The sequence below is a fragment of the Mycetocola sp. CAN_C7 genome, assembly GCF_015752285.1.
Classification (GTDB): domain Bacteria; phylum Actinomycetota; class Actinomycetes; order Actinomycetales; family Microbacteriaceae; genus Mycetocola_A.
Genome location: NZ_JADOUY010000002.1, coordinates 411,630 through 437,574 on the forward strand (window position 1 = coordinate 411,630; position 25,945 = coordinate 437,574).

Consider the following 25,945-nt stretch of genomic DNA (forward strand, 5'->3'; position numbering starts at 1 on the left):
GGGAGGAAGCTGTGGACGACCTCCAGGGATGCGACCGGGTGTGAAGGGACGGCGGGCAGGGCGGAGGTCCCCGAACCGCGCCGTGCAGGGTCGATATTGCCGGTATCCTTATGTCATGGCACGCAAAGAAAAGCCCGTCAAGGCTGCGAAGGAACCCGGTCGGCTGAAGCAAATGGGGCAGGTGTTCCAGATGACCCGCCGCTACGACAAGAGCGTTGTCTGGTGGATGCTTCTCGGATTCCTCGGTCCCATCGCGCTCGGCGTCCTCGCCGCCCTGTTCCTCACCGGTGGCAACGTTTTCGGTCTGGTCCTTTGGATCATCGCCGGTGTTCTCGCGGGCGTGCTCGCCGCCATGATCATCCTCGGCCGTCGCGCCGAGCGAGCGGCATACGGTCAGATCGCCGGCCAGCCGGGAGCAGTCGGCGCGGTATTCCGCAGTTCACTCCCTCGTGGCTGGCAGGGCAGCGAGATGCCCGTCAACGCCAACGCGAAGACCCAGGATGCCGTCTACCGTGCCGTGGGGCGGGGTGGCGTCGTTCTCGTCGGAGAAGGTCCCCGGTCACGTTCGACCCGCCTCGTCGAAGAAGAGAAGCGCAAGGTGAACCGGATCGTCCCCAACGTTCCCGTCACCATCTTCTATGTCGGCCCGGACGAAGCCTCTGTTCCGCTGTACAAGCTCACCAAATCATTCCGGTCCGTGAAAAAGACCCTCACGAAGCCTGAGGTACTCGCCGTCGTGAACCGCCTGGCCTCGCTCAGCGCCGGATCGCTTCCGATCCCGAAGGGCGTCGACCCGTTCAAGGTGCGCCCCCAGCGCGCACGCTAGTCGGACTGCAGAGACAGAAACCCGCCAGGACCTCGATGTCCTGGCGGGTTTCTGTCTTCACTGCCGGGTATCAGCGCACGGACCAGACATCACACGCGGATGAGAACGGTACCGGCGATCTTGTCGTGGAAGCCGCGCTGGTCAGAATCCCAGACCAGGGCAGGAAGGATCACGACGAGCAACAGGCTGCGGACGACGGGCCGCCAGAGACCGACGTATCCGCCACCGAGCGGAACCACTCGCAGCCCGACGATGCGATGGCCGACACTCGCGCCTGTCGTGATGAGAAAGAGAATCTGAAGGGCAGCGAAGACCAGGCTGTTGGCCCAACCATTGCCGATGCCGGTCGCACCAGGGAAGAACGCCGCGACGATGAGGAGAGCAGAAGTCCAGTCGATGGCGAGAGCCAGAAGTCGCCGGCCAGCGCGGCCGATGCTGCGAGGCCCGTGCTCAGGAAGACCGAGTCGCTCGCCCGGATATCGACTCGGAGTGAGCCCACCGGATTGCGGAGGGGAATTCGGAACACTCGTCACAGTCAGATCCTACGTGCCGCCGGACGTGTAACATGCCAGAAACATGGGTGTGACCCCGGGGTAATCCCCTGTCATTACCCTCTCAAGAGGTTGCACGTTGCATCCTTCTCGGTACCAACCCTTTTGGAGTTCTCCATATGTTCAGCGATTCTTCCGAGGTGCTCAAGTTCATCAAGGATACGGATGTCAAGTTTGTCGACATCCGCTTCACCGATCTCCCTGGTGTGCAGCAGCACTTCAACATCCCGGCATCGACCGTCGACGAGGAATTCTTCACCGTCGGCCAGCTGTTCGACGGCTCGTCCATCCGGGGATTCGCGAGCATCCACGAGTCGGACATGCAGCTCATCCCCGATGTGACGACGGCGTACATCGACCCGTTCCGCATCGAGCGGACCCTCATCGTCGTCTTCGACATCTACAACCCGCGCAACGGCGAGATCTACTCCAAGGACCCGCGTCAGGTCGCCAAGAAGGCTGAGAAGTACCTCGCATCGACCGGCATCGCCGACACGGCCTACTTCGCCCCGGAGGCAGAGTTCTACATATTCGACGACGTGCGCTACGAGATCAACCAGCACTCGAGCTCCTACTCGGTCGACTCCAGCGAAGGCGCCTGGAACTCCGGCCGCGAAGAGCCCGGCGGAAACCTCGCCAACAAGACCCCGTACAAGGGCGGCTACTTCCCGGTCAGCCCGGTCGACCAGCACGCCGACCTGCGCGACGACATCTGCCTCAAGCTCATCGACGCCGGTCTCATCCTCGAACGCAGCCACCACGAGGTCGGCACTGCAGGACAGGGCGAGATCAACTACCGCTTCGACACGATGGTGCACTCGGCAGACGACATCCTCAAGTTCAAGTACATCGTGAAGAACACGGCCCAGCAGTGGGGCAAGACCGCGACGTTCATGCCGAAACCTCTCTTCGGAGACAACGGTTCGGGTATGCACACCCACCAGTCGCTCTGGAACGGCAGCACACCATTGTTCTACGACGAGGCGGGTTATGGCGGACTGTCCGACGTCGCCCGCTGGTACATCGGTGGCCTGCTCAAGCACGCCCCCGCTGTTCTCGCCTTCACGAACCCCACCGTCAACAGCTACCACCGTCTGGTTCCCGGTTTCGAAGCCCCGGTCAACCTGGTGTACTCGGCTGGTAACCGTTCGGCCTCGATCCGTATCCCGATCACGGGAACGAACCCCAAGGCCAAGCGCATCGAGTTCCGTGCGCCTGACGCATCCGGTAACCCGTACCTCGCATTCGCCGCTCAGCTGATGGCCGGTCTCGACGGAATCAAGAACCGTATCGAGCCGCACGAGCCGGTCGACAAGGACCTCTACGAGCTGCCCCCGGAGGAAGCCAAGAGCATCCCCCAGGTTCCGTCGTCGCTTGAGGGTGCACTTCAGGCACTCGAAGCCGACCACGAGTTCCTGCTCCAGGGCAACGTGTTCACGCGTGAGCTCATCGAGACCTGGATCGACTTCAAGCGCGAACACGAGATCAAGCCGCTGGCCCAGCGCCCGCACCCGTTCGAGTTCGAGCTCTATTACGGCGTCTGATTCGACCGATTCCACACCGGGCCGTCCACCTTTCGAGGTGGGCGGCCCGGCGTCGTTGAAACGGCCAGCGGCTCGGCCGCGCCAGCGGTGCGTGGATTCAGCGCGGTGTCGGGTCAGGACGGGTCTGCGCCCCGTAGAACGCCTTCTCGAAGACGCTGCGTGCTCGCCTCGTGACCTGGAGGTAGTCCTCCTCGAGCTGCGCAGCTGATCCGGGCGGATACTCGAGCACCCGGGCGATGCCGTCGAGCTGCATCCGGTCGCTGGGGAGAACATCGGTGGTCTTGTTGAGCCACAGCGTCATGGCCGACCTCAGGCGCGACGCGAAGATCCACGCAGCACGCAATCGATCGGCGGTATCTGGTTCGACCAGCCCCGTTTCGGTGGCGACGGCGAGAGCACCGAGCGTGCTCGTCGTCCTCAGGCCGCCGATCTCGCCTGCGTGCTCGAGTTGAAGCAGTTGCACGAACCACTCGACGTCGCTGAGCGATCCCCTGCCGAGTTTGACGTGCCTGGACGGGTCTGCACCCTGCGGGAGTCTCTCGTTCTCGACGCGCGCCTTGATGCGCTTCACCTCGCGGACCGCGTTCTCGGTGATCTCGGCGGGATACCGGATGCCGTCGGCCATCGCCTCGAAGTCGGCCCACAGCCGGGCGTCGCCTGCGACTCCCCTGGCACGCAGCAGAGCCTGCGCTTCCCAGGTCAGCGACCAGCGTGAGTAGTACGCCCGGTAGGAGTCGAGTGAGCGGGCGACCGGCCCGTTCTTTCCCTCAGGGCGAAGTCCTACATCGAGGTCGAGCGGGAGTCGGTGGTCCTCGCTGAGCCTGTTCAGTTCGGAGATGATCCGGTTTGCGGCGAGATGGGTCTTTTCCGGCTCCAGCGCCGTCGCTCGGTAGACATACATGAGGTCGGCGTCAGACCCGAAGCCGAGCTCGGCACCGCCGTAGCGTCCCATTCCGATCACCGCGAATTCCAGGGCATCCGGGCCGAGGCCGTCAGCGCGACGGATCGTCCGCAGGATGCCGTCGATCGTTGCGGTGGTGACGTCGGTGAGCCCCCCGGCCAGGTCCGAGAGGGCCAGTGTGCCCGTCACCGAACCCAGGGCGAGTCGGAGGATCTCCCGACGCCTCAGCCGGCGGATGGCCGTCGCAGCGGGCTCGTCGGATTCGTGGCGGCCGAGGATCGAGGAGATCTCCTCGGTCAGGGCATCGAGCGAACGGGGCGTCAACTCGCTGTCGTGTTCAAGCCAGGCCGCGGCCTCGGGGATCTGGTCGAGGAGTTCGCCGATGAAGCGCGACCCGCTCAGCACGCGGGTGAGCTTCTCGGCCACACCGGATGAGTCGCGGAGCATCCTCAGGAACCAGTGGGTCCCACCGAGAGATTCGCTCAACCGGCGGAAGGCGAGGAGACCATAATCGGGGTCGGCTCCGTCGGCGAGCCAGCGCAACATCACGGGCAGGAGGTTGCGCTGGATGATCGCGCGTCGAGAGACCCCCGACGTCAACGCTCCGATGTGGGTGAGCGCGCCCTGCGGGTCACGGAAGCCGATGGCGGCGAGGCGGGCGCCGGCCTGGGCGGGGCTGAGCAGGACCTCTTCCTCAGGGAGACCGGCGACAGCCGAGAGCAGCGGCCGGTAGAACAAGCGCTCGTGGAGCCCTCTGACCTCGTGCTTGGTCTTTTCCCACAGGGTGACGAGTGCCTCGCCGTTCGGCGCGAACGTCGAAGCCCGTGCGAGCACCCGCAATGCATCGGGGTCCTGAGGCATGAGGTGGGTCCGGCGGAGACGGGTCAGCTGCAGCCGGTGTTCGAGAACCCGGAGCAGACGGTAGTCGCCCGCGAACTCCGCCGCTTCCTCCCTGCCGATGTACCCGTGGTCGGAGAGCGCGTTCAGCGCATGAATTGTGCCCCGTTTCCGTACCTCAGCGTCGGCGGAACCGTGGACGAGTTGCAGGAGCTGCACGGTGAACTCGACGTCACGCAGTCCCCCAGGACCGAGTTTGAGCTGGAAATGCACCTCGTTCGTCGGAATGTTCTCGGTGACTCTTTCACGCATCCGCTGCACGGATTCGACGAAGTTCTCCCGTCCTGCGCTCGACCACACGAGAGGTGATACGGCGTCGACGTACCGTTGGCCCAGCTCGAGGTCACCGGCGAAGGCCCGGGCCTTGAGCAGAGCCTGGAACTCCCAGCTCTTGGCCCAGCGATCGTAATAGGCGAGGTGTGACTCGAGGGTACGAACGAGCGCACCCTGTTTGCCTTCGGGGCGGAGGTTGGGATCGACCTCCCACAGTTCCGGTTCGATGTCCGGCTGGCTGATGACCCGCATCGACACGACCGCGAGCCTGGTGGCGACGTCGACGGCGCGCGCGTTCGTCAGCCCGGATGCTTCGTCGCCCTCGGCCACGAAGATGACGTCGACGTCGCTGACGTAGTTGAGTTCACCGGCACCGGCCTTGCCCATACCGATCACGGCGAACCGGGTCGCTTTCACCTCGTCGGGCTGGAACTGTCCCGGACCTGAGCCTGCGACGCTCACCTCGGCCCTCGCGACAGCGATCGCTGCTTCCAGCGCTGCAGCGGCGACATCCGACAGCGCGCGCGCGACGTCATCGAGCACATCGCGCGGGTCAGGTGCGCTGAGATCGTACGAAGCGATCCGGGCGAGCCACCGTCGGTAGCGGACCCGCAGCCGGGTGTACGCCTCGCTGTCGATGCACTCCGCGACACCGTGCTCGGCACCGACGGCATCGAGCAGGTCGGCAACGAGCTCGTCGCGGCCCGGCAGGCCGTCGGACCACCCGGTCACGAACGCGACCTCTGCCGGGTGACGGTGGAAGAAGTCAGCGAGTCCGGCGGATGCACCGAGCAGGCGAATCAGGCGGAGTGCGTCGTCCTCTGAGTTCAGCGCTTCCCCCACGGTGCCCGGGTGCGACCGAGCCAGATCGACCAGACGGCTGAGCGCCTGGTCAGGGTCGGCCGCCCTCGAGAACACGGGCAGCACGGCGTCCGCCTCGAACGGCACAGCATCGTAGAGCTCGTCGAGCTGTGCACGGACACCGCTGAGCGAAGCGAAGCCGAGTCGTGCGAGTTCGGTGAGGGTGGCCTGGTCGCGTCGCATCCTGGAACGTTCTAGAGGATCTCGATGTTCTTGGAGAGTTCGAACGGAGTCACCTGGGCCCGGTACTCCTGCCACTCCTGACGCTTGTTGAGCAGGACGTAGTTGAACACCTGCTCCCCGAGAGTCTCGGCGACGAGTTCCGATTCCTCCATCAACTGGATGGCGTGATCGAGGCTGGCAGGCAGTGCCGAGTAGCCGAGCGCACGGCGCTCCGAGTCGCTGAGACTCCAGACGTTGTCTTCGGCCTCGGGTGGCAGCTCGTAACCTTCCTCGATGCCCTTGAGCCCTGCAGCGAGGAGCAGCGAGTAAGCCAGGTACGGGTTCGCCGCCGAGTCGATCGCGCGGTATTCGACCCGCGCACTTCCACCCTTGTTGGGCTTGTACAGCGGCACACGCACCAATGCTGACCGGTTGTTGTGGCCCCAGGTGACAAAACTCGGCGCCTCGGCCAGGCCGTTGTTGCCGACCGTGCCCCAGAGCCGCTTGTACGAGTTGACGAACTGGTTGGTGACCGCCGTGATCTCCGGTGCGTGCTGGAGCAGGCCGGCGATGAACTGACGACCGATCTTCGAGAGCTGGTACTGCGCGCCGGCCTCGTAGAACGCATTCGCGTCGCCCTCGAAGAGCGACATGTGGGTGTGCATGCCGGAACCCGGTTTGTCGGAGAGCGGCTTCGGCATGAACGTCGCGTAGACGCCCTGCTCGATCGCCACCTCTTTGATCACGGTGCGGAAGGTCATGATGTTATCTGCGGTGGTCAGCGCGTCCGCGTAGCGAAGGTCGATCTCGTTCTGGCCGGGCCCGGCTTCGTGGTGACTGAACTCCACGGAGATTCCGAGGTCTTCGAGCATGCGGACCGACCGGCGACGGAAGTCGTGGGCGGTGCCGCCTGGAACGTTGTCGAAGTAGCCGGCGGAGTCGACGGGAATCGGGCCCTCCGGGCCGATCTGAGCCGATTTCAGCAGGTAGAACTCGATCTCGGGGTGGGTGTAGAAGGTGAATCCGTGATCGGCGGCCTTCGCCAGTGTGCGTTTGAGAACGTTGCGCGGATCTGACAGAGCCGGTAACCCGTCAGGCGTCGTGATGTCGCAGAACATGCGCGCGGTCGGATCGATCTCACCGCGCCAGGGCAGCAACTGGAACGTCGTCGGGTCAGGGACCGCCAGCAGGTCGGATTCATAGGACCTGCTGAGACCTTCGATCGCTGAACCGTCGAAGCCCAGGCCTTCGGCGAATGCGCCTTCGACCTCTGCAGGGGCGATCGCAACGGACTTGAGGGTGCCGACGACATCGGTGAACCAGAGGCGGACGAACTTGACTCCCCGTTCCTCGATCGTACGAAGAACGAAGTCGCGCTGCTTATCCATCTGATCCCCTCGAAAAGTCCGTCTCGCTGCTGCGGTTACAGGCTATCCGTTTCACGCTCGTCGCGTGGGCTGCCGTGCCGATCTTCGCGTTCGGCTGATCGCTAGACTTGCGCCATGTCTGAGCCATCGAAGCCCGCAGCGTCCAGCCCGGCCCGCGTCCGGATCCGCCACTTCCAGAGGGCGAAGGAACAGGGCATCAAGATCACCGGCCTCACGAGCTACGACATGCTCACTGCGACGATTTTCGACGAGGCCGGTATTGATTTCCTTCTCGTCGGTGATTCCGCCGGCAACACCGTGCTGGGGTTCGATACGACGCTTCCGGTGACCGTCGACGAACTCATCCCGTTGACCCGCGCCGTCGCAGGGGCGGCACAGCGCGCACTTGTCATCGCCGACATGCCGTTCGGGTCGTACGAGAACGGCCCGGAAGACGCGTTGAAGACGGCGTTCCGGTTCATGAAGGAGACCGGAAGCCAGGCGGTGAAGCTCGAAGGTGGTGAACGCAGCCACGAACAGATCCGTCGCATCGTTTCCGCCGGCATCCCGGTGATGGGTCACATCGGGTTCACTCCGCAGAGCGAACACGGTCTCGGCGGTCACATCATCCAGGGCCGCGGCCAGGCAGTGGAGCAGTTGCTCCGCGACGCGCGGGCGGTGCAGGATGCTGGAGCATTCGCTGTCGTCCTCGAAATGGTTCCAGCCGAGGCTGCGGCCAGGGTCACGGCCGAACTCGATATCCCCACCATCGGGGTCGGTGCCGGCCCTGACGTCTCAGGACAGTTGCTCGTCTGGACCGACTTCGCCGGTCTCACGACCGGACGCATCCCGTCGTTCGTCAAGAAGTACGCCGACCTGCGTGGAGCGCTGACGGATGCCGTCACGACGTTCCGCTCCGAAGTCGCCGACGGTGTGTACCCCGGAGAAGAGCACAGCTACAGCTAGTGGGGTCAGCGGTCTTCCGCTGCTTCCTCTTCTGCCCATTTCGCGCTGCGTTCGCGGAGGACCTGGGGAGCTCGAGCTGCCTCGTCGGCCGTGGCGAACGGCCCTGCCCGGTCGGCAGACGGTGACTCGTAGCCGTGTTCGACCTGCCCGGTTTTCAGGTTGTACCAGTACTGCTTCGACGGATCTTCTGTCATGAGAGTGCCCTTCGCTGAGGTGGCTTAGGCTTGATCCTATGCCCAAGGACCCTCACGGACACCTGATCGCCGGAGCCGTCTCCGCTCCCAGAAACGTGCCTCCTGGCATCCCTCGCCCGGAGTATGTCGGCCGGCGGGCACCCCGCCCGTTCACCGGTTCCGACGTGTATTCGCCCGACGCCGTCGAGCGCATCCGCCTGGCCGGGAGGATCGCAGCAGACGCCATCTCCCTGGTCGGTGAGAACGTGCGAGCAGGCGTGACGACAGACGAACTCGATGAGATCGGCCACCGCTTCCTCGTCGAGAACGGCGCATACCCGTCGACGCTCGGCTACCGCGGATATCCGAAGTCACTCTGCAGCTCCGTCAACGAGGTGGTCTGTCACGGCATCCCTGACGACACCGTGCTCGAGGACGGAGACATCGTGAACATCGACATCACGGCGTTCGTCGACGGCATGCACGGCGACAGCAACAGGACCTTTCTCGCGGGAACACCCACCGATGACGTCCGTCTGCTCGTTGAACGCACCGAAGAGTCGCTCCGCCGGGGTATCAAGGCTGTCGCTCCCGGTCGCCAGGTCAACGTCATCGGACGCGCGATCGAGTCGTACGCCAAACGGTTCGGGTACGGCGTCGTCCGGGACTTCACCGGGCACGGGGTCGGCGAAGCGTTCCACTCGGGCCTGATCATTCCTCATTACGATTCGGCTCCGCAGTACGACACCGTGATGGAGGTCGGCATGGTGTTCACCATCGAGCCCATGCTCACGCTTGGCACGCACGAATGGGACATGTGGCCAGACGACTGGACCGTCACCACGAAGGACAAGAGCGTCACCGCTCAGTTCGAGCACACCCTCGTCGTCACCGAGCGCGGTGCCGACATCCTCACCCTGCCCTCCTCTAAGGTGACAGCATGATGGGAACAGCGGTAGGGATCGACATCGGCGGCACGGGCATCAAAGGGGCGCTTGTCGATCTCGCCACCGGTGAGCTGCTGACCGATCGCATCAAGATCCCGACCCCTGCCGGCGGAACGCCCGACGGCATCCTCGCCACGACAGTCGAGCTCGTCACCCAGTTGCAGGTTCACGACCCGGATGCTCCGGTCGGCGTCTGCTTCCCTGCCGTGGTCAAGCATGGCGTCACGCTGTCTGCAGCGAACATCTCGAAGAAATGGATCGGCCTGCACGCCGAGAAGATGTTCGAAGAGGCGCTCGGGCGCAACATCACGTTTGCCAACGACGCCGATGCAGCCGGGTACGCCGAAGCGTCGTTCGGAGCCGCCCGCGGTATCGACGGGGTCGCGATCATGACCACACTCGGCACCGGCATCGGCACCGCCATCCTTCACAACGGTGTGCTGGTTCCGAATGCCGAATTCGGACACCTCGAGATCGATGGGCACGACATCGAGACACGCGCGTCGAACGCTGCTCGTGAACGCGAGGACCTGTCGTGGACGCAGTGGGCCAAACGGCTCCAGAAGTTCTACAGCGCGCTCGAGGTCTACCTGTCCCCTGACCTCTTCGTCGTCGGAGGAGGCGTGTCGAAACAGCACGAGCACTTCCTGCCGCTGCTCACGCTGAACGCACCGATCGTTCCCGCTGTGCACCGCAACAATGCCGGCATCCTCGGGGCCGCTGCTCTCGCCGTCCGCACCATTCCGCCGCTCAGCTGAGCTGCCGGGTACGGATGCTGCAGTTCCATTCGAGTGCTGCAGTTGCAACAGCGGCACTCGAATGGACGTGCGGCACTCGCGCGAAGCGATGATCTGGACGGCTAGGTGACCGCCGTTCTGGCGTAAAACTCGGGCCGGTCCCATGCGCCGGTGTCGAGCAGGTCACGCAGGATCTCCACCGCGTCCCAGACGTCGGTGTAGCCGAGGTAGAGAGGCGTGATGCCGAACCGCAGCACTTCGGGCTCGCGGTAGTCGCCGATCACCCCGTGCGCGATGAGGGCCTGCATCACCGCGTACCCCTCCGGGTGCCGGAAGCTCACGTGGCTGCCCCGTGCCGCCGGGTCCCGTGGCGTGATCAACGTCAGCGGATGCGAACCACACCGTTCCTCGACAAGCGCGATGAAGAGGTTGCTGAGTTCGATCGACTTGTGCCGGATGACCAGTGGATCAGCGCGAAGCGCGATGTCGAGCCCGCACTCCGCGAGCGACATCGACACCACCGGTTGTGTGCCGCAGAGGAACCGCTGGATGCCGACGTGGGGCTCGAAAGACGGTTCCATCGCGAACGGCCTGGCGTGGCCCCACCATCCGGAGAGCGGCTGCCGGAAGTCGTCGTGATGGCGGGGGTTCACCCAGAGGAAGGCAGGAGACCCCGGGCCTCCGTTGAGGTACTTGTAGGTGCAGCCCACGGCGAAATCGGCATCCGCTCCTGTGAGATCGAGCGGGACCGCTCCGGCGGAGTGTGCGAGGTCCCAGACGACAAGGGAGCCTGCCTCGTGGATGACGCTGGTCGATGCGGCCAGGTCGAACATCGCCCCGGTGCGATAGTTCACGTGCGAGAGCAGGACAACGGCGACGTCGGGACCGAGCGCCCCGGCGAGGTCGTCCGGTCCGTCGACCAGCCGCAGTTCATAGCCACGGTCGATGAACTCGATCAATCCCTCAGCGATGTACAGGTCGGTGGGGAAGTTGTCGCGTTCAGACAGGAGAACGCGCCTCGACGGGTCGCGCACGTCCTGGATGCGGATGGCGGCGGCCAACGTCTTGAAGATATTGAGTGTGGTCGTGTCGGTGACGACTGTCTCGCCATCGGCTGCACCGATCAGCCGCGACACCTTGTCGCCGAGGCGGGAAGGCAGTGTGAACCAGTCGGCGTCATTCCAGCTCCGGATCAGACCGGATCCCCACTCGTCCGCGACGACGGATCTTGCCCGCTCGAGGGATCTCACCGGTCGAGGCCCCAGCGAGTTGCCGTCGAAATACAGGATGCCCTCCGGCAGCACGAACTCGGCACGGAACGCCGACAGGGGGTCGCGGCGGTCGGCCGCGACGCAGGATTCTCGGTTCATGATGGCATCCGTCAGGTCAGCGGGGTGAATGGGCCGGCTGATACGCCGGGTTCTGTTCAGGCGCTTGCGCACCCTGGACGACCATCTCTCTCGAGACTGCGTTACCGCAGCCTTCCAGCGGTCTACCCGAGGACGGGACGAGCAGCCCCATAGTCCTCTGTCTGACCTTGCTCCGGGCGAGGTTTACCGAGCCGGCCGGGTCACCCCGGCCGCTGGTGGTCTCTTACACCACCGTTTCACCCTTACCTGACGCTTGCGCGCCGGGCGGTCTGTTTTCTGTTGCACTGTCTCGCGGGTTACCCCGGGTGGGTGTTACCCACCGCCCTGCTCTGTGGAGCCCGGACGTTCCTCGGCACCATTCCTGGCGACGCGGCCGTCTTGCCGACCCATTCACAGGACGAGCTTACCGGGCAGCCGGCAGCGGGCTTCGCTGCGACGGCGTCACCAGAGCCCGGATTCCTCCGTGCGCACCATGATGGCCGAGCACTCAGGGCACTGCAGAACCTCATCGATTTCGGCCGCACGAACCTTCTGCAGTTCGTTTCCGGTCAGCGTGATTGTGCAGGCTCCACAGGTTCCGGCGCGGAAAAGCGCTGCGCCCGTTCCCCCGCGTGTCCTGAGTTTTTCGTACAGCGCGAGCAGGTCCGTCGCGACGGAGTCCTCCAGGAGTCCGCGTTCGGCAGACAGATGCGCGCGTTCCTGAGCGAGAGCGTCGAGCGCTGTGGATCGTCGCTCGGCCACATCCGCCAGTTTCGCCTGCAGTTCGTCGTCAAGAAGCTGCGTCGACGCGAGCTGGGATTCGGCCTGCTCGACCCGCTCCATCACAACGAGTTCCATGTCTTCGAGGTTGTTCTTGCGGCGATACAGTGATTCGAGTTCGCTCTCGAGCGCTGTGACATCCTTCACCGACGAGGAGTGGGTGACCCGATCAGTGTCGCGAGCGATCCGGGCATCGACAACAGCCGCATCCGACTCCAGACGACCGAGTTCCGTCTTCGCGTCTTCGAGCACACCGCTTTCGGCCGCAAGTCGCGCGCTGAGAGCGGTCCGCTCCCCCGACACCTGGATGTGCTCAGCGATCTCAGGCAGACTGCGTTCGCGGTGTGCGACACGGGCCAGTCCTGAGTCGATGTTCTGCAGGTCGAGCAGTTTCTTCTGCTCTGCGTGGCTGGATTTCACGTGAGATCTCTCTGAGTGGCGCGATGGTTCCGGGATGGCTGGTTCGTCTTCTGCCAGATTACTGGGTTCGAACCCGTCGGGCACCGGCTACTGCGTGACGACGAACTCCCAGGGGTCGGTGCGCAGGTCACTGACCCGGATATCGAGGCCGGGCAACGCCTCGCCGAGCTGTGAGGCCGCGCGATCCAGCCAGAGCCACTCGCTTGCCCAGTGCGAGACGTCGATCAGTGCAGGTCCGCCGCCTGTGCGGAACTGCTCGATCGCTTCGGACGCCGGGTGATGGCGCAGATCGCTTGTGATGTAGACGTCGGCGGAGTGCACGGCAGGCGAGCCGAGCAGCGAATCCCCGGCACCGCCACATAGCGCGATGCGCTCGATCACACGATCGTAATCCCCAGAGACCCGGATGCCGGTCGCCGTTGCTGGCAGGATCGACGCCAGCCGGTGGGCGAGATGCCCGAGCGTGGTGGGCTGCTCGAGAACACCGACGCGTCCGAGTCCGGTGGTGCCGTCTGCCGCCGGAACGAGCGGCTCGACATCGGTGAGGTCAAGGAGCTCCGCGAACACGCCAGACGTCCCTTCGTCGACCACATCGGCGTTCGTGTGCGCAGCAAGCAGCGCACAGCGAGCCCGGATGAGCGCGGTGAGCACCGCACCCTTGTAGTGGTCGGCAGCAACGCTCGTCACCCCGCGAAGCAGCAACGGGTGGTGAACGAGAAGCAGGTCTGCGCCAGTCTCGAGAGCTTCGCGAACGACCAGGTCGACAGCGTCCACGGCAAGGAGCACACGTGTCACAGCGTCGTCTGGATGCCCGGCGATCAGACCGGACGCGTCCCACGACTCCGAGCCAGACATCGGCCAGAGACGTTCGACGGCTGAGCAGACGTCAGAGAGTGTGTACGACATCCGCTCAGCCTATCGAGCGTGGGAAACCCGGGTCGGTTCAGTACCAGTTCACGGCCTGCGAGTGGGACCAGGCCGAGCAGGGGCTGCCATAGACACGGTCGATGTAGTCGAGCCCCCAGGCGATCTGCGTTGCGGCGTTGGTCTTCCAGTCCGAACCGGCTGTGGCCATCTTGCTGCCAGGAAGAGCCTGCGGGATACCCGTTGCACCGCTCGATGCGTTGTATGCGGTGTACGACCAGCCGGATTCCTTCTGCCACAGCTGATTGAGGCAGGAGAACTCGCCGGAGCCCCAGCCATAACCAGACGATGCCAGCGACGCGGCTGTCGCACGCGCGCCGTCCGGCGTGTTGCCTGCGCGGAGCTTCTCGGCAGCGGCTGCAGCCCGCTCGGCGGCTTTCACCGCGGCGATCCGGTCTGCTTCTGCCGCTTCGGCAGTGATCTTCTCGGCCTTGGCTCCGGTGTACGACGCGAGCACGACCACCGTTTCGGGTTCGAGCGTGCGGTAGTCGGCGAGGGAGGCAACGGATGCCGACAGCGGAGTGGTGTCGACCTTCTCCTTCGTCGCAGCAACGACAGCATTCGCCTCGGCGATGGTGCTTTCTGCGAGCTGGTCAGCGTGCGCCTCGGTGATGGCGCCGGTCTTCTCAGACAGCGTGCCGTTGATGCCGGTCAGCGTCTCGGAGAGTTGTGCGCCGGTCTCCGCGTGAACGGCGTTGGCCTGAGCGGTGAACAGTCCGGCGACAAGGATGCCGGCCGCGGCAACAGCGGCCGCAATTTTCGTCGAGCGGGTGATGGTGTGTCTTGACGTGAGCATGTATCTCCGGGGTTGCGTTCCTCTGCCTTCAGCGCAGGCGGGAACAGAGCCTCGGCGAGGCGCTCCGTGGTTTTGCTTCCGGCGGGAGCGTCCTCCACCATCGTGAGGTGCGCGGGCGGGGCCGGCGCTCACTCAGCGGCTGTGTGGGGTGACGGGCGGTGTCGGTCGTGCAGCGGCTCTGTTGGCTCGCTGTTCGCCTGTGCGAAATCGGGTGTGCACAGGCGGCTGAAGCGCCCAGTCTTCATGACGCCGCTGGGAGACCCCTCCACCGAACCTGTGTAACCCGTGTGTCTACTCGAATTTCGAGCGAGTTCAGGACGGCTTCTCGTCCACGATCCCGATGAAGCGACTCCCAATTCCATCGACCTCGGAACGGATGTGTCCAGGTAACAGTGCGGGCAGTTCGTCGGACCCGTGGTGTTCACACGAGAGATAGGCGAACTCAGGCCACCACTTCTTGGGGCGGACCGCTTCGCTGAAGCCGCAGATGTCGCAGGTGAGCTCCACCCACACCTTTTTCTTGCCGGTGCGGTTCGCCCGCGACTGGACGAGCCACGCGGGCGGATTCTCGTCGAGATGCGTGACATCCGCGTCGGTGAGCCGCGACGGAATGCCGTGACGCACCGCCATCTCCAGCGGAATATCCAGGCGCAGGGCAGCTTCTCGTCGAGTAATCATGTGCTCCCATCGTAGGTCACACAGCCCGACCGGCGGGCGAGTCTAGACCTGCGTCAGGTCCCGGTCCAGTGCCTCCCGCAAAACCAGCTGGTGCCGGAGGCTCGAGAAAAGGGCGGCGACCGTTCGCCTGACATCACCTCGGGAGGATTTCGATGTATTTCCACGTGCAACAGCTCATTCATGAGATCACACAGGACGAACCGGATCCCGCAGCGGCGAACGCGTTGCAGGAGGGGCTCGGCGGACAGTTCGGCGAGATGCGCACCATGATGCAATACCTCTTCCAGAGCATGAACTTCCGCGGAGCGGCCGCGAAACCGTACCGGGACCTCATCCAGGGCGTCGGTACCGAAGAGATCAGCCACGTCGAACTCATCGGAACGACGATCTCACGCCTCCTCGACGGGTCGCCGCGCTACCAGGGCAAGCCCACCGATCCGCTGGACAAACCGGGTGCAGGAGGAGCGACACCGCTGAGCATCGCCCTCGACACCAGCAACATCCACCACTATCTCGTCGGAGCGCAGGGAGCATTGCCTGTGGATGCAGCGGGGAACCCGTGGCTCGGCAGTTACGTCTACAACTCGGGAAACCTTGTCCTCGACCTGCTGTACAACCTCATGCTCGAGTCGACCGGGAGGCTGCAGAAGTGCCGAATCTACGAAATGACCGACAACAAGACGGCGCGCTCCACCCTCTCCTATCTCATCGTGCGTGATCAGGCCCACGAGAATGCATACGCCAAGGCCCTCGAGAGCCTCGGAGTGAACTGGAATACCCTGCTGCCGATACCGAAGACCAACGCAGAGAAGTTCCCCGAGGTGAAGAAGCTCCTTGACCTGGGGCTGCAGAGCAAGCAGTACAGTTTCGACCTCGCCGGGCAGTCCGAGGCGGGCAAGATCTTCCGCGGGATGTCACCATCGAACGACGGTACGCAGCTGGATGCGAGCGAGCAGGCACCCGTCGGGGTTCCGATCACCATCGCGCCTGAGCGCTTCGAGGAGTTTGCGCCGGGGCTGGACCCCGAGTTGCTGAAGCTCATCCAGGCGACAGCAGATCTCGAGTTGCAGGAGATCGACGCGATGTTCGGTCCGGTCGCCAGTAAAAAGTAGCCGGAGCCAAAGCCGATTCGATGCGCCAACCGCCTGATGCGTCGAATCGGCTTTGTGCATCCGTGCCGGACGCTGGCGGTCGAACTGCGCTTCGCGGTAACGTGAGCATCCGTACATATCCTGGGGGCTTCATGATCCGCAGAACGACGTCGTTTGCGTTGATCGTCGCCGCCTCGATCGGCCTGGCCGGGTGCGCTGCTACGACCCCGGCATCAAGCGGCGCAGATGAAGAGGGTGTCGACGACGTCTCGACTCCCCCTCCGGTGGAAACGACAATCGAAGATTTCGACTTCGGAACCACCGACTGGAGGTTCTCCTCAGGCGGGAGCGACCTTCCGATCGACGTTTCACTCGTCGACGGTGCGTCGACGGTCGATGTGTTCCAGTACGAAGTCGGCGATCCCGTCTTCGGCGATGCGGACTCGGATGGACGCACGGATGCCATCGTGCCGATCAGTCGACTGGATGGCAACGGATCAGACACGGTCTGGTATCTCTGGTACGACAGTGGGGACGACGATGGCGTCGGCATCCGTCAGATCGAGTTCCCGATCGCCCAGCAGTCCCGTTGCGGGAGATTCGTGGAGTCCGTCACTGCGGCTGATGGCGGGTTTGTGGTGCATGAGTTCTTGAGACTGACGGGGACGGACGACACGGTGCCGTGCTCGGAGCCCGGCACCGGCGAACTGACACGGACGGTCGCTCTTCATCGTTCGGAGGACGGAACGCTCTGGCCGGTTCAGACGTCCCCCATTCCCGCGTACGGCGGAATCTGCCCTGGCTCGCCCTGGCTGGATGGGCCGGGGGAACAGCTGACGCTCCTCAGCGCCCCGGTTGACGGGGCACCGGTCGCAACGTCCGCTGACCAGCAGGTCGGGGTCTTTGAGTTGTACCAATCCCACATCACCGCAATCGACGGTTGGGGGCTTGTCGGCTTCGTCCAGGGCGAGGTGGATACCGGAGCCGTGAGGCTCTTCTGCGGGTGGCAGAAGCTCTAGCGACGACCGTCGCCCCTCACAGTCGATAGGTGGTGGGCCCTACCGGGATCGAACCGATGACATCCACGGTGTAAACGTGGCGCTCTACCAGCTGAGCTAAAGGCCCTCACTGCGTGATGCAGCGAATTCATGTTACACAGGTTCTGACCGGCGCGGAAAGACCGTGCTGATCAGGCAGGCTGCCGTTGCAGGCTGTCGACCGCTGCGCGGTAGGCGGCCAGCGAGCGAACCTCCCCCGGTGCTGTGATGAAACTCGCCCGGATGATGCCGTCAGTGTCGATGAGGAAGGTCGCCCGGTTGGCGAAACCCTTGTCCTGCAGGAAGACGCCGTACTCCTTGCTGACCTGCCCGTGCGGCCAGAAGTCCGCGAGGAGGGTGAAGTCGTACCCCTCTTCCTCCGCCCACGCCCTCAGCGTGAACTTGGAGTCGACGGAGATGCCGATCAACTCGATTCCCGACTCCTGGAACAGAGCGAGGTTGTCGCGCAACTCGCACAGTTCGCTCGTACAGCGCCCGGAGAACGCCAGCGGGAAAAAGACCAGCGCGACGGCCCGCTTGCCGCGGAAACTGCCCAGCTGGACCAGCTCACCGAACTGGTTCGGTAGAACGAAATCGGGGGCTCGAGTGTCATTCTCGAGAGCCATGAGGTACATCCTTTCAGGCGGAGCGCCTGGATACGGATGCGACGGAGACCGCCGCATTGTGCAGCTACACATGCTAACCCCGCCGCCGGTGTGGTCCAAGGCGACCGCTATGTCACCCAAGTCGTGCGCAAGTCGCTAGGCTGATCAGTGGTGCCCGCGCGGGTCAAAACCTGACCTTCACTGACAATTTGCACCGTGAGAACCAGGCACGATCTGCCCATACAGAAAGGTCGACGGTGACTGTAAACGACCAGGACCCCTACTCGGTTGACAACTTCGACGCTGATCCCGAAGAGACCGCGGAGTGGCAGGAGTCACTTGACCAGCTCGTAGCGACCCACGGTCACGGCCGTGCCCGCGAGATCATGCTGAGCCTCTTGAAGCGCTCGCGTGAACTGCACCTCGGTGTTCCGATGGTGCCGACGACGGACTACATCAACACCATCGCCCCGGAGAACGAACCCGAGTTCCCCGGCAACGAAGACATCGAGCGTCGCTACCGCGCCTGGATCCGCTGGAACGCAGCGGTCACCGTGCACCGCAGCCAGCGCCCCGGGATCGGGGTCGGCGGACACATCTCCACGTATGCGTCATCCGCTGCACTCTACGAGGTCGGCTTCAACCACTTCTTCCGCGGCCAGGACCACGAGGGCGGTGGGGACCAGATCTTCATCCAGGGCCACGCTTCCCCCGGCACGTACGCCCGCGCCTTCCTCGAAGGCCGCCTGTCGACCGAACAGCTCGACGGATTCCGCCAGGAGAAGTCCCACGGTCCGAACGGTATCTCGTCGTACCCGCACCCGCGCCTCATGCCGGAATTCTGGCAGTTCCCGACCGTCTCTATGGGACTCGGTCCGATCAACGCCATTTACCAGGCGCAGGTCAACCGCTACCTGACCAACCGCGGGATCAAGGACGCATCGGACCAGCAGGTCTGGGCATTCCTCGGCGACGGTGAAATGGACGAGGTGGAGAGCCGCGGCCAGCTGCAGGTCGCTGCCAACGAAGGCCTGGACAACCTCAACTTCATCATCAACTGCAACCTCCAGCGCCTCGACGGTCCTGTGCGCGGCAACGGAAAGATCATCCAGGAACTGGAGAGCTTCTTCCGCGGTGCCGGCTGGAACGTCATCAAGGTCGTCTGGGGCCGCGAGTGGGATGACCTTCTCTCCCGCGACGACAGCGGCGCCCTGCTCAACCTGATGAACGCCACCCCCGACGGTGACTACCAGACCTACAAAGCCGAAAGCGGCGCGTTCGTCCGTGAACACTTCTTCGGTCGCGACGAGCGCACGCGCAAGCTGGTCGAGAACTACACCGACGAGCAGATCTGGAACCTCAAGCGCGGTGGCCACGACTACCGCAAGGTGTTCGCGGCGTTCAAGGCAGCAGCCGAGCACAAGGGGCAGCCAACCGTCATTCTGGCGAAGACAGTGAAGGGCTACGGCCTCGGCCCGTCATTCGAGGGGCGCAACGCGACCCACCAGATGAAGAAGATGACGCTCGACAACCTGAAGACCTTCCGTGACGAGATGCGCATCCCGTTCACCGACGCTCAGCTCGAAGAGAACCCGTATCTTCCGCCGTACTACCACCCGGGCGACCAGGACGAAGCAATCCAGTACCTCCACGAGCGTCGTCGCGCGCTCGGCGGATACGTACCGGAGCGCCGCTCGAAGTACACCCAGCTCTCCCTGCCGGATGCTTCGACCTACGCGATCGCGAAGAAGGGTTCAGGCACGCAGGAGATCGCCACGACGATGGCGTTCGTCCGGCTGCTCAAGGACCTCATCCGGTCGAAGGACTTCGGCAACCGGATCGTCCCGATCATCCCGGACGAGGCTCGCACCTTCGGAATCGACGCGTTCTTCCCGACCGCGAAGATCTACAACCCGAATGGCCAGCACTACACCTCGGTCGACCGTGAGCTGCTTCTCGCCTACAAGGAAAGCCCGCAGGGTCAGATCCTTCACGTCGGCATCAACGAGGCGGGTGGCGCTGCGGCGTTCACCAACGTCGGAACGTCGTACTCCACCCAGGGCGAACCGCTCATTCCGATCTACGTGTTCTACTCGATGTTCGGGTACCAGCGCACCGGCGACGCCTTCTGGGCCGCCGGAGACCAGATGACCCGTGGGTTCATCATCGGTGCGACCGCAGGACGCACCACCCTCACCGGTGAAGGTCTCCAGCACGCCGACGGCCACTCGCCGCTCCTCGCGTCGACGAACCCGGCCACCGTGAGCTACGACCCCGCATACGGCTACGAGATCGGGCACATCATGCGCTCGGGACTCGAGCGCATGTACGGCGGCGAGCACGAAGACCCCAACGTGATGTACTACGTCACCGTGTACAACGAGCCGATCGTGCAGCCGGCCGAACCGGAGAACCTCGACGTGGACGGCGTGATCAAGGGCATTTACAAGCTCAAGGACTCGTCCGCCGACGGGCCGAAGGCTCAGCTGCTCGCGTCGGGTGTTGCCGTTCCATGGGCACTCGAAGCCCAGGAGCTGCTCGAGAAGGACTGGGGCGTTTCCGCCGACGTTTGGTCCGTCACCTCCTGGACCGAGCTGCGCCGCGACGGTATCAAGGCCGAGGAACACAACTTCCTCAACCCGGATGCTGAGAAGAAGGTCGCATACGTCACGTCGAAGCTGCAGGAGGCGAATGGCCCGTACATCGCGGTCTCAGACTTCATGCACGCAGTTCCCGATCAGATCCGTCAGTTCGTTCCTGGTGACTTCGCGACGCTCGGTGCAGACAATTTCGGGTTCTCGGATACCCGCGCCGCCGCTCGCCGGTACTTCAAGATCGACGGACCGTCGATGGTGGTCCGTGCTCTCGAACTGCTCGCCGACCGCGGAGAGATCGACCGGTCGGTGCCCGCACAGGCAATCGAGAAGTACAAGCTGCACGACGTCAACGCGGGAACCACCGGCAACGCCGGTGGTGAGAGCTAGACCATCAGTTCCCCGCTCGTGCCGCGTTCGAAAAGCGAGACGCTCGCCTGGCTGCGCCGGTTGTCAGGCGAACTGGCAACGACCACTCTGAAGAAACTCGAAGACACGCTGCCCTGGTACGCAGAAATGCCGCCAGGGCGGCGGTCCGCGGTCGGGCTCGTCGCCCAGGCAGGCATCGCCTCCTTCATCGCCTGGTTCGACGACCCCAAGTCGACGCCGTGGATCGCGGCGGATGTCTTCGGGGCGGCTCCGCGGGAGTTGCTGAGATCGGTCAGCCTGCAACAAACACTCCAGCTGATCCGCGTCACGGTCGAGGTCGTCGAGGCCCGGCTGAAGGACGGCGGCGCCGAGGATCTCCGTGAGGGAATCCTGCTGTACTCGCGGGAAATCGCCTTTGCCGCAGCAGACGTGTACGCGCGGGCCGCTGAGGCCCGCGGCCTGTGGGACGCCAGGCTCGAGGCCCTCGTTGTCGATTCGATCCTGTCGGGTGAGGCCGACGACGAACTTCCGAGCAGGATCGCAGCGCTCGGCTGGCATGGTCACGGCGAAGTCGCCGTGCTTGTGGGCACCACTCCCCCACAGCTCGATGTCGACCAGCTCCGCCGGACGGCGAGGCACATGGCCGCTGATGTCCTCATCGGCGTTCAGGGCGGCAGGCTTGTGCTGGTGATCGGTCGGGCCGAGACCTCACACGGCGTCGACGACGAAGAGATCGGAACGGCGGCGTCGCTCAGTTTCGTCGAGATCGCCACGCAGCTCGAGCCTGGTTTCGGCGCCGGTCACCTCGTACTTGGCCACGCGGTTCCCACACTTGTTGAAGCATCCAGGAGCGCCCGCGCTGCCCTGGCCGGATTCGCCGTCGCACGTGCCTGGCGGAACGCACCCCGGCCGGTGCAGGCAGACGACCTCCTCCCCGAGCGGGCCCTCGCTGGCGACGCCCTCGCCCGGACGACCCTGGTCGAGCGGATCTACCGTCCTCTCCACGCCCACTCCACCGAACTGGTCACCACCCTCTGGTGTTACCTCGACAACGGCCGCTCGCTCGAAGCAACGGCCCGTGAGCTCTTCGTGCACCCGAACACTGTTCGCTACCGCCTCAAGCGGGTGTCCGATGTCATCGGCTGGGATGCAACAGGCGCACGCGAGGCCCTGATCCTGCAGGCGGCGCTCATTCTCGGTTCGATCGCGGAACCCGATGCCGTCAAGCGTCGGCGCTGAGAGACATCCCGGCGTGGCTATGTGTGACATGCACAAACGATCCTGCCATTCTTGTGTGATGATCAACACACTCTCGTGGTCGGCGATTGACAGACTGGTATCGTGATCGTTCTTGTCTGCCCAGGTCAGGGCTCCCAGACCCCCGGCTTCCTCATCCCGTGGCTCGAAGACCCCGCCAACCGCACGCTGGTCGACCAGTACTCGGAAGCGGCCGGGCTCGATCTGGTCCTCCACGGCACCGAGTCGGATGCCGACACGATCCGCGACACCCGCGTGGCCCAGCCGCTCATCGTCGCCGCCGGCCTGCTCACGCTTCGTGCTCTCGCCCGGACCGGCGCCATCCCCGCTGACGTCGGGATCGCCGGCCACTCGGTCGGGGAGATCACCGCAGCCGCCGGTGCCGGTGTCCTCGACGACCTCGATGCGATGCGCTTCGTCGCGGCCAGGGCCACGGAAATGGCCGCCGCTGCCGCGGCGACTCCCACAGGGATGAGTGCGGTCCTCGGTGGGGACGTTGACGCACTTCTCGCCCGGCTCGAGGAACTCGACCTTCAGCCCGCGAATTTCAACGGAGGTGGGCAGATCGTCGTGGCCGGAGCACTCGACGCACTGGCCGATTTGAGTTCCGCCCCCCTGCCGGGCACCCGAGTCATCCCCCTGCAGGTCGCCGGGGCGTTCCACACCCGCTACATGGAACACGCCCGAGAGGCACTCGCTCCGGCGGCAGCGGCACTCACTCCCGTCGATCCGGCGCGACCGCTGTGGACGAACGCCGACGGCTCACTCGTTGCGTCTGGTGCGCGATTCGTCGACCTGCTCGTCGGGCAGGTCGCGTCTCCTGTGCGCTGGGACCTCACCATGGAGTCGATGCAGTCCGCAGGAGTGACCGGCATCATCGAACTGGCCCCAGCCGGCGCACTCACCGGGCTGGCGCGTCGCGGCCTCAAGGGAACTCCAGCCGTGGCGATCAAGACCCCGGACGACATCCAGGCCGCACACGATCTGCTTGCCGCCTGAGCGGCAGAGCTTCTACCCGAATTCGGATCAGACGAGGAAGACGCATGACCACACCCATTCTGAAACAGTCCCAGGGCCCTGCGTTCACCCGAATCCTTGGACTCGGTGCGGCGCGCGGGGACATCTCTGTTCCCAACGACGATCTCGTCGGTCCGATCGACTCGTCGGATGAATGGATCCGCCAGCGCACGGGCATCATCACCCGTACCCGTGCAAGTGAGGACGTCCTCGCGGTCGACCTCGCCACAGACGCCGCCAGGGAGGCCATCACCGTCTCCGGCGTTGACCCGAGCCAGATCGATGCGGTCATCATCGCGACCATCAGCAACATCCAGCAGACGCCGTCGATGGCAGCCGTCGTCGCCGACCGTGTCGGTTCGAACCCGGCAGCCGCATACGACCTCAATGCGGCGTGCGCCGGCTACCCATACGCGATCGCCCAGGCAGACGCCCTGATCCGGTCGGGCGCAGCTCACTACGTTCTCGTCATCGGGGCAGAGAAGCTCTCAGACGTCGTCGACCCCGCCGACCGGTCCATCTCGTTCCTCCTGGGCGACGGGGCAGGGGCAGCGGTCGTTGGACCGAGCGAATTCCCCGGGATCTCGCAGACCGTCTGGGGCTCGGACGGGTCGAAGGCGGGAGCGGTCGGCATGAATGCCACCCTCCAGCAGTACCGCCGCGGCGAGGCCGAGTGGCCGACGCTGCGCCAGGAAGGGCAGACCGTCTTCCGCTGGGCCGTCTGGGACATGGCGAAGGTCGCCAAGCAGGCGCTGGATGCCGCAGGCGTCACCGCAGACCAGCTCGCAGCCTTCATTCCCCACCAGGCGAACATGCGTATCGTCGACGAGTTCGCCAAACAGCTGAAGCTGCCGGAGAGCGTCGTCATCGCACGTGACATCGCCACGACCGGAAACACGTCGGCGGCATCCATCCCGCTGGCCGCGCACCGTCTGCTCGCCGAGAACCCTGAGCTCAGCGGCGGTCTCGCCCTGCAGATCGGATTCGGAGCCGGCCTGGTGTTCGCCGCGCAGGTCGTCGTCCTTCCCTAGAACTCTCTGTTCCCCCGCGCGAGTCCCTCGCGCCATCACCCGAATAGACTGTTTCACGGTCAATCGATACCCAAGGAGAAAAACAATGGCACTGTCCACCGAAGAAGTCCTCGCCGGCCTGGCGGAACTCGTCAACGATGAGACGGGCATCGCAGCCGACACCGTCGAACTCGACAAGTCGTTCACCGACGACCTCGACATCGACTCGATCTCGATGATGACCATCGTCGTCAACGCCGAAGAGAAGTTCGACGTCAAGATCCCCGACGAAGAGGTAAAGAACCTGAAGACCGTCGGCGATGCCGTCGACTTCATCGTCAAGGCGCAGGCCTAACAACCCCGTCCCAGCGGCGTGTGGGAGACGGACCGAGCATTCGGACCGTCTCCCGCCCGCCGAGGACCCGCCTTTCCCCTTCGTATCGCTGACCACGCACCAGGAGAGTTCCACGCATGTCCAAGAAGATCGTCGTCACCGGCATCGGCGCCAGCTCGCCCCTCGGCGGAACGGCCAGGGAATCCTGGAACGCACTGCTGGCCGGTGAATCCGGCATCCGCACCCTCGAGTACGACTGGGTAGCCGAACACAACCTTCCCGTCACCTTCGCCGGCGAAGCCAAGGTGCGTCCGTCGGAGATCCTCGAACGCCAGGAGGTGAAGCGTCTCGACCCATCGAGTCAGTTCGCTCTCGTCTCCGCCCGCGAAGCCTGGGCAGACGCCGGTTCCCCCGACGTCGACCCGCTGCGCGTCGGTGTCGACTACTCCACCGGCATCGGTGGACTGTGGACACTCCTCGACGCCTGGGACACGCTCAAGGAGAAGGGCCCGCGCCGGGTCCTCCCGATGACCATCCCGATGCTCATGCCCAACGCCGCCTCTGCCGCGATCAGCATGGCAATCCCTTCTCGCGCTTATTCGCGGACCGACGTCTCCGCCTGCGCGTCGAGCACCGAGGCGATCGCGAACGCCTACGAGCACCTGCAGTCCGGTCTGGCGGATGTCGTGATCGCCGGCGGCACCGAATCCGTCGTCCACCCGCTTCCGATCGCCGCGTTCGCCGCCATGCAGGCGCTGTCCCGCCGGAATGATTCCCCCGAGACGGCATCCCGCCCCTACGACGTCTCCCGCGACGGATTCGTGCTCGGTGAAGGTGCCGCGTCGATCGTCCTCGAGACCGAAGAGCACGCCCTCGCCCGCGGGGCCCGGATCTACGCCGAACTCGCCGGTGGTTCGGTGACCAGCGACTCGTACCACATCACGGCCCCTGACCCCGAGGGATCGGCCGCTGCGCGAGCCATGCTCGCTGCCGTCGAAAGCTCGGGAGCACGTCTCAGCGACGTTGTGCACGTCAACGCGCACGCCACAAGCACGCCGGTCGGAGACATCGCCGAGTACAACGCTCTGCTGAGGGTCTTCGGTGACCACCTGCCCAACATCGCCGTTTCGGCGACGAAGGCGGCAACTGGCCACCTGCTCGGCGGCACCGGCGCTCTCGAAGCGATCTTCACGATTCTCGCTCTGCATGAGCGCACAGCACCGCCGACGATCAACCTCTCGGATCAGGACCCCGCTATTCCGCTCGACGTCGTCACCTCACCCAGAAACCTCGGTTCGGGCGACCTGCTCGCGATCAGTAATTCCTTCGGGTTCGGCGGCCACAACGCGGTCGTCGCATTCAGGAGCGTCTGAACCGTCACAGCACAGAACCCCCGGCGAAGACATTCGCCGGGGGTTCTTCTGTAAACAGGATCGCGCCGTTTCAACGACGAACCGGCCAGGAAATCACCAACCGGAA

22 protein-coding genes, 1 tRNA gene, 1 other RNA gene and 1 pseudogene are annotated in these 25,945 nt (G+C 64.6%); 13 read left to right on the top strand and 12 right to left on the bottom strand.

Features of this window, described 5'->3' with window-relative positions; translation table 11 throughout:
- Positions 1-115 precede the first annotated feature (115 nt).
- A complete protein-coding gene (locus IWX78_RS05610) occupies positions 116-826 on the top strand; it encodes a DUF4191 domain-containing protein (protein ID WP_196832513.1) in 711 nt (236 codons plus the stop codon).
- A gap of 89 nt (positions 827-915) precedes the next feature.
- Here the strand turns inward: IWX78_RS05610 and IWX78_RS05615 are convergent, their stop codons facing one another.
- Positions 916-1,359: an RDD family protein gene (locus tag IWX78_RS05615; RefSeq protein ID WP_196832514.1), complete on the bottom strand. Its 444-nt coding sequence runs from the start codon at positions 1,357-1,359 to the stop codon at positions 916-918.
- A 137-nt stretch (positions 1,360-1,496) separates the two neighbouring features.
- Here IWX78_RS05615 and glnA point away from each other — a divergent pair, with 137 nt between their 5' ends.
- Complete coding sequence (gene glnA, locus IWX78_RS05620; protein ID WP_196832515.1) at positions 1,497-2,921, top strand: type I glutamate--ammonia ligase; 1,425 nt, start codon at positions 1,497-1,499, stop codon at positions 2,919-2,921.
- Between the two features lie 97 nt (positions 2,922-3,018).
- Here the strand turns inward: glnA and IWX78_RS05625 are convergent, their stop codons facing one another.
- Both IWX78_RS05625 and IWX78_RS05630 read right to left on the bottom strand, forming a co-directional pair.
- Entirely contained in the window at positions 3,019-6,036 is a 3,018-nt protein-coding gene (locus IWX78_RS05625; RefSeq protein ID WP_196832516.1) for a bifunctional [glutamine synthetase] adenylyltransferase/[glutamine synthetase]-adenylyl-L-tyrosine phosphorylase, read from the bottom strand.
- Positions 6,037-6,047: 11 nt separating this feature from the next.
- Entirely contained in the window at positions 6,048-7,403 is a 1,356-nt protein-coding gene (locus IWX78_RS05630) for a glutamine synthetase family protein (protein WP_196832517.1), read from the bottom strand.
- 114 nt (positions 7,404-7,517) lie between these two features.
- Here IWX78_RS05630 and panB point away from each other — a divergent pair, with 114 nt between their 5' ends.
- The gene (gene panB, locus IWX78_RS05635) at positions 7,518-8,348 is read left to right on the top strand and encodes a 3-methyl-2-oxobutanoate hydroxymethyltransferase (RefSeq protein ID WP_196832519.1); all 831 of its coding nucleotides are present in this window, start codon (positions 7,518-7,520) and stop codon (positions 8,346-8,348) included.
- Between the two features lie 5 nt (positions 8,349-8,353).
- Here panB and IWX78_RS05640 read toward each other — a convergent pair whose 3' ends face one another.
- Positions 8,354-8,542, bottom strand: coding sequence for an SPOR domain-containing protein (locus IWX78_RS05640; RefSeq protein WP_196832521.1), 189 nt, complete (start codon positions 8,540-8,542; stop codon positions 8,354-8,356).
- A 38-nt stretch (positions 8,543-8,580) separates the two neighbouring features.
- Between IWX78_RS05640 and map the strand changes: the two genes are divergently transcribed.
- Together map and ppgK are read left to right on the top strand one after the other, a co-directional pair.
- Positions 8,581-9,465: a type I methionyl aminopeptidase gene (gene map, locus IWX78_RS05645; RefSeq protein ID WP_196832522.1), complete on the top strand. Its 885-nt coding sequence runs from the start codon at positions 8,581-8,583 to the stop codon at positions 9,463-9,465.
- A complete protein-coding gene (gene ppgK, locus IWX78_RS05650) occupies positions 9,465-10,226 on the top strand; it encodes a polyphosphate--glucose phosphotransferase (RefSeq protein WP_196832742.1) in 762 nt (253 codons plus the stop codon). The genes map and ppgK overlap by 1 nt, the downstream gene beginning before the upstream one ends.
- Positions 10,227-10,327: 101 nt before the next feature.
- Here the strand turns inward: ppgK and kynU are convergent, their stop codons facing one another.
- The 6 genes and pseudogenes from kynU to IWX78_RS05680 all read right to left on the bottom strand — a co-directional run.
- Positions 10,328-11,575, bottom strand: a complete 1,248-nt coding sequence (gene kynU, locus IWX78_RS05655; protein WP_196832523.1) for a kynureninase — start codon at positions 11,573-11,575, stop codon at positions 10,328-10,330.
- Positions 11,576-11,600: 25 nt separating this feature from the next.
- Positions 11,601-11,964, bottom strand: an RNA gene (rnpB, locus tag IWX78_RS05660) — RNase P RNA component class A.
- A gap of 52 nt (positions 11,965-12,016) precedes the next feature.
- A complete protein-coding gene (locus IWX78_RS05665; RefSeq protein ID WP_196832524.1) occupies positions 12,017-12,754 on the bottom strand; it encodes a zinc ribbon domain-containing protein in 738 nt (245 codons plus the stop codon).
- A gap of 87 nt (positions 12,755-12,841) precedes the next feature.
- Positions 12,842-13,660 carry a Nif3-like dinuclear metal center hexameric protein gene (locus tag IWX78_RS05670; protein ID WP_196832525.1) on the bottom strand — a complete coding sequence of 273 codons (819 nt, stop codon included), beginning with the start codon at positions 13,658-13,660 and terminating at the stop codon, positions 12,842-12,844.
- 37 nt (positions 13,661-13,697) lie between these two features.
- Positions 13,698-14,474, bottom strand: a complete 777-nt coding sequence (locus IWX78_RS05675) for a hypothetical protein (protein WP_196832526.1) — start codon at positions 14,472-14,474, stop codon at positions 13,698-13,700.
- Between the two features lie 312 nt (positions 14,475-14,786).
- Positions 14,787-15,179: pseudogene (locus IWX78_RS05680) on the bottom strand (DUF5997 family protein); the annotation flags it as partial.
- Between the two features lie 125 nt (positions 15,180-15,304).
- Here IWX78_RS05680 and IWX78_RS05685 point away from each other — a divergent pair.
- The gene (locus IWX78_RS05685; RefSeq protein WP_196832528.1) at positions 15,305-16,264 is read left to right on the top strand and encodes a manganese catalase family protein; all 960 of its coding nucleotides are present in this window, start codon (positions 15,305-15,307) and stop codon (positions 16,262-16,264) included.
- Positions 16,265-16,395: 131 nt separating this feature from the next.
- Positions 16,396-17,262 carry a hypothetical protein gene (locus tag IWX78_RS05690; RefSeq protein WP_196832529.1) on the top strand — a complete coding sequence of 289 codons (867 nt, stop codon included), beginning with the start codon at positions 16,396-16,398 and terminating at the stop codon, positions 17,260-17,262.
- A gap of 30 nt (positions 17,263-17,292) precedes the next feature.
- Here IWX78_RS05690 and IWX78_RS05695 read toward each other — a convergent pair.
- Positions 17,293-17,368, bottom strand: a tRNA-Val gene (locus tag IWX78_RS05695).
- Between the two features lie 64 nt (positions 17,369-17,432).
- A complete protein-coding gene (locus IWX78_RS05700; RefSeq protein ID WP_196832530.1) occupies positions 17,433-17,906 on the bottom strand; it encodes a peroxiredoxin in 474 nt (157 codons plus the stop codon).
- A gap of 236 nt (positions 17,907-18,142) precedes the next feature.
- Between IWX78_RS05700 and aceE the strand changes: the two genes are divergently transcribed.
- The 6 genes from aceE to IWX78_RS05730 all read left to right on the top strand — a co-directional run bounded on the left by aceE (position 18,143) and on the right by IWX78_RS05730 (position 25,839).
- A complete protein-coding gene (gene aceE / locus IWX78_RS05705; RefSeq protein WP_196832531.1) occupies positions 18,143-20,869 on the top strand; it encodes a pyruvate dehydrogenase (acetyl-transferring), homodimeric type in 2,727 nt (908 codons plus the stop codon).
- Between the two features lie 18 nt (positions 20,870-20,887).
- Positions 20,888-22,087: a PucR family transcriptional regulator gene (locus tag IWX78_RS05710; protein ID WP_196832532.1), complete on the top strand. Its 1,200-nt coding sequence runs from the start codon at positions 20,888-20,890 to the stop codon at positions 22,085-22,087.
- A 102-nt stretch (positions 22,088-22,189) separates the two neighbouring features.
- Positions 22,190-23,104, top strand: coding sequence for an ACP S-malonyltransferase (locus tag IWX78_RS05715; RefSeq protein ID WP_196832533.1), 915 nt, complete (start codon positions 22,190-22,192; stop codon positions 23,102-23,104).
- Positions 23,105-23,148: 44 nt separating this feature from the next.
- A complete protein-coding gene (locus IWX78_RS05720; RefSeq protein WP_196832534.1) occupies positions 23,149-24,153 on the top strand; it encodes a beta-ketoacyl-ACP synthase III in 1,005 nt (334 codons plus the stop codon).
- An 85-nt stretch (positions 24,154-24,238) separates the two neighbouring features.
- Positions 24,239-24,487, top strand: coding sequence for an acyl carrier protein (locus tag IWX78_RS05725; protein WP_090711896.1), 249 nt, complete (start codon positions 24,239-24,241; stop codon positions 24,485-24,487).
- 116 nt (positions 24,488-24,603) lie between these two features.
- A complete protein-coding gene (locus tag IWX78_RS05730) occupies positions 24,604-25,839 on the top strand; it encodes a beta-ketoacyl-[acyl-carrier-protein] synthase family protein (RefSeq protein ID WP_196832535.1) in 1,236 nt (411 codons plus the stop codon).
- The last annotated feature ends 106 nt before the right edge of the window (positions 25,840-25,945 follow it).

Excerpts from the sequence above, each read along its gene's own strand:
- IWX78_RS05610 (WP_196832513.1), top strand. The coding sequence starts at position 116 with ATGGCACGCAAAGAAAAGCCCGTCAAGGCTGCGAAGGAACCCGGTCGG.
- glnA (WP_196832515.1), top strand. The coding sequence starts at position 1,497 with ATGTTCAGCGATTCTTCCGAGGTGCTCAAGTTCATCAAGGATACGGAT.
- IWX78_RS05625 (WP_196832516.1), bottom strand. The coding sequence starts at position 6,036 with ATGCGACGCGACCAGGCCACCCTCACCGAACTCGCACGACTCGGCTTC.
- IWX78_RS05630 (WP_196832517.1), bottom strand. The coding sequence starts at position 7,403 with ATGGATAAGCAGCGCGACTTCGTTCTTCGTACGATCGAGGAACGGGGA.
- panB (WP_196832519.1), top strand. The coding sequence starts at position 7,518 with ATGTCTGAGCCATCGAAGCCCGCAGCGTCCAGCCCGGCCCGCGTCCGG.
- IWX78_RS05640 (WP_196832521.1), bottom strand. The coding sequence starts at position 8,542 with ATGACAGAAGATCCGTCGAAGCAGTACTGGTACAACCTGAAAACCGGG.
- map (WP_196832522.1), top strand. The coding sequence starts at position 8,581 with ATGCCCAAGGACCCTCACGGACACCTGATCGCCGGAGCCGTCTCCGCT.
- ppgK (WP_196832742.1), top strand. The coding sequence starts at position 9,465 with ATGGGAACAGCGGTAGGGATCGACATCGGCGGCACGGGCATCAAAGGG.
- kynU (WP_196832523.1), bottom strand. The coding sequence starts at position 11,575 with ATGAACCGAGAATCCTGCGTCGCGGCCGACCGCCGCGACCCCCTGTCG.
- IWX78_RS05670 (WP_196832525.1), bottom strand. The coding sequence starts at position 13,660 with ATGTCGTACACACTCTCTGACGTCTGCTCAGCCGTCGAACGTCTCTGG.
- IWX78_RS05675 (WP_196832526.1), bottom strand. The coding sequence starts at position 14,474 with ATGCTCACGTCAAGACACACCATCACCCGCTCGACGAAAATTGCGGCC.
- IWX78_RS05685 (WP_196832528.1), top strand. The coding sequence starts at position 15,305 with ATGTATTTCCACGTGCAACAGCTCATTCATGAGATCACACAGGACGAA.
- IWX78_RS05690 (WP_196832529.1), top strand. The coding sequence starts at position 16,396 with ATGATCCGCAGAACGACGTCGTTTGCGTTGATCGTCGCCGCCTCGATC.
- IWX78_RS05700 (WP_196832530.1), bottom strand. The coding sequence starts at position 17,906 with ATGGCTCTCGAGAATGACACTCGAGCCCCCGATTTCGTTCTACCGAAC.
- IWX78_RS05720 (WP_196832534.1), top strand. The coding sequence starts at position 23,149 with ATGACCACACCCATTCTGAAACAGTCCCAGGGCCCTGCGTTCACCCGA.
- IWX78_RS05725 (WP_090711896.1), top strand. The coding sequence starts at position 24,239 with ATGGCACTGTCCACCGAAGAAGTCCTCGCCGGCCTGGCGGAACTCGTC.
- IWX78_RS05730 (WP_196832535.1), top strand. The coding sequence starts at position 24,604 with ATGTCCAAGAAGATCGTCGTCACCGGCATCGGCGCCAGCTCGCCCCTC.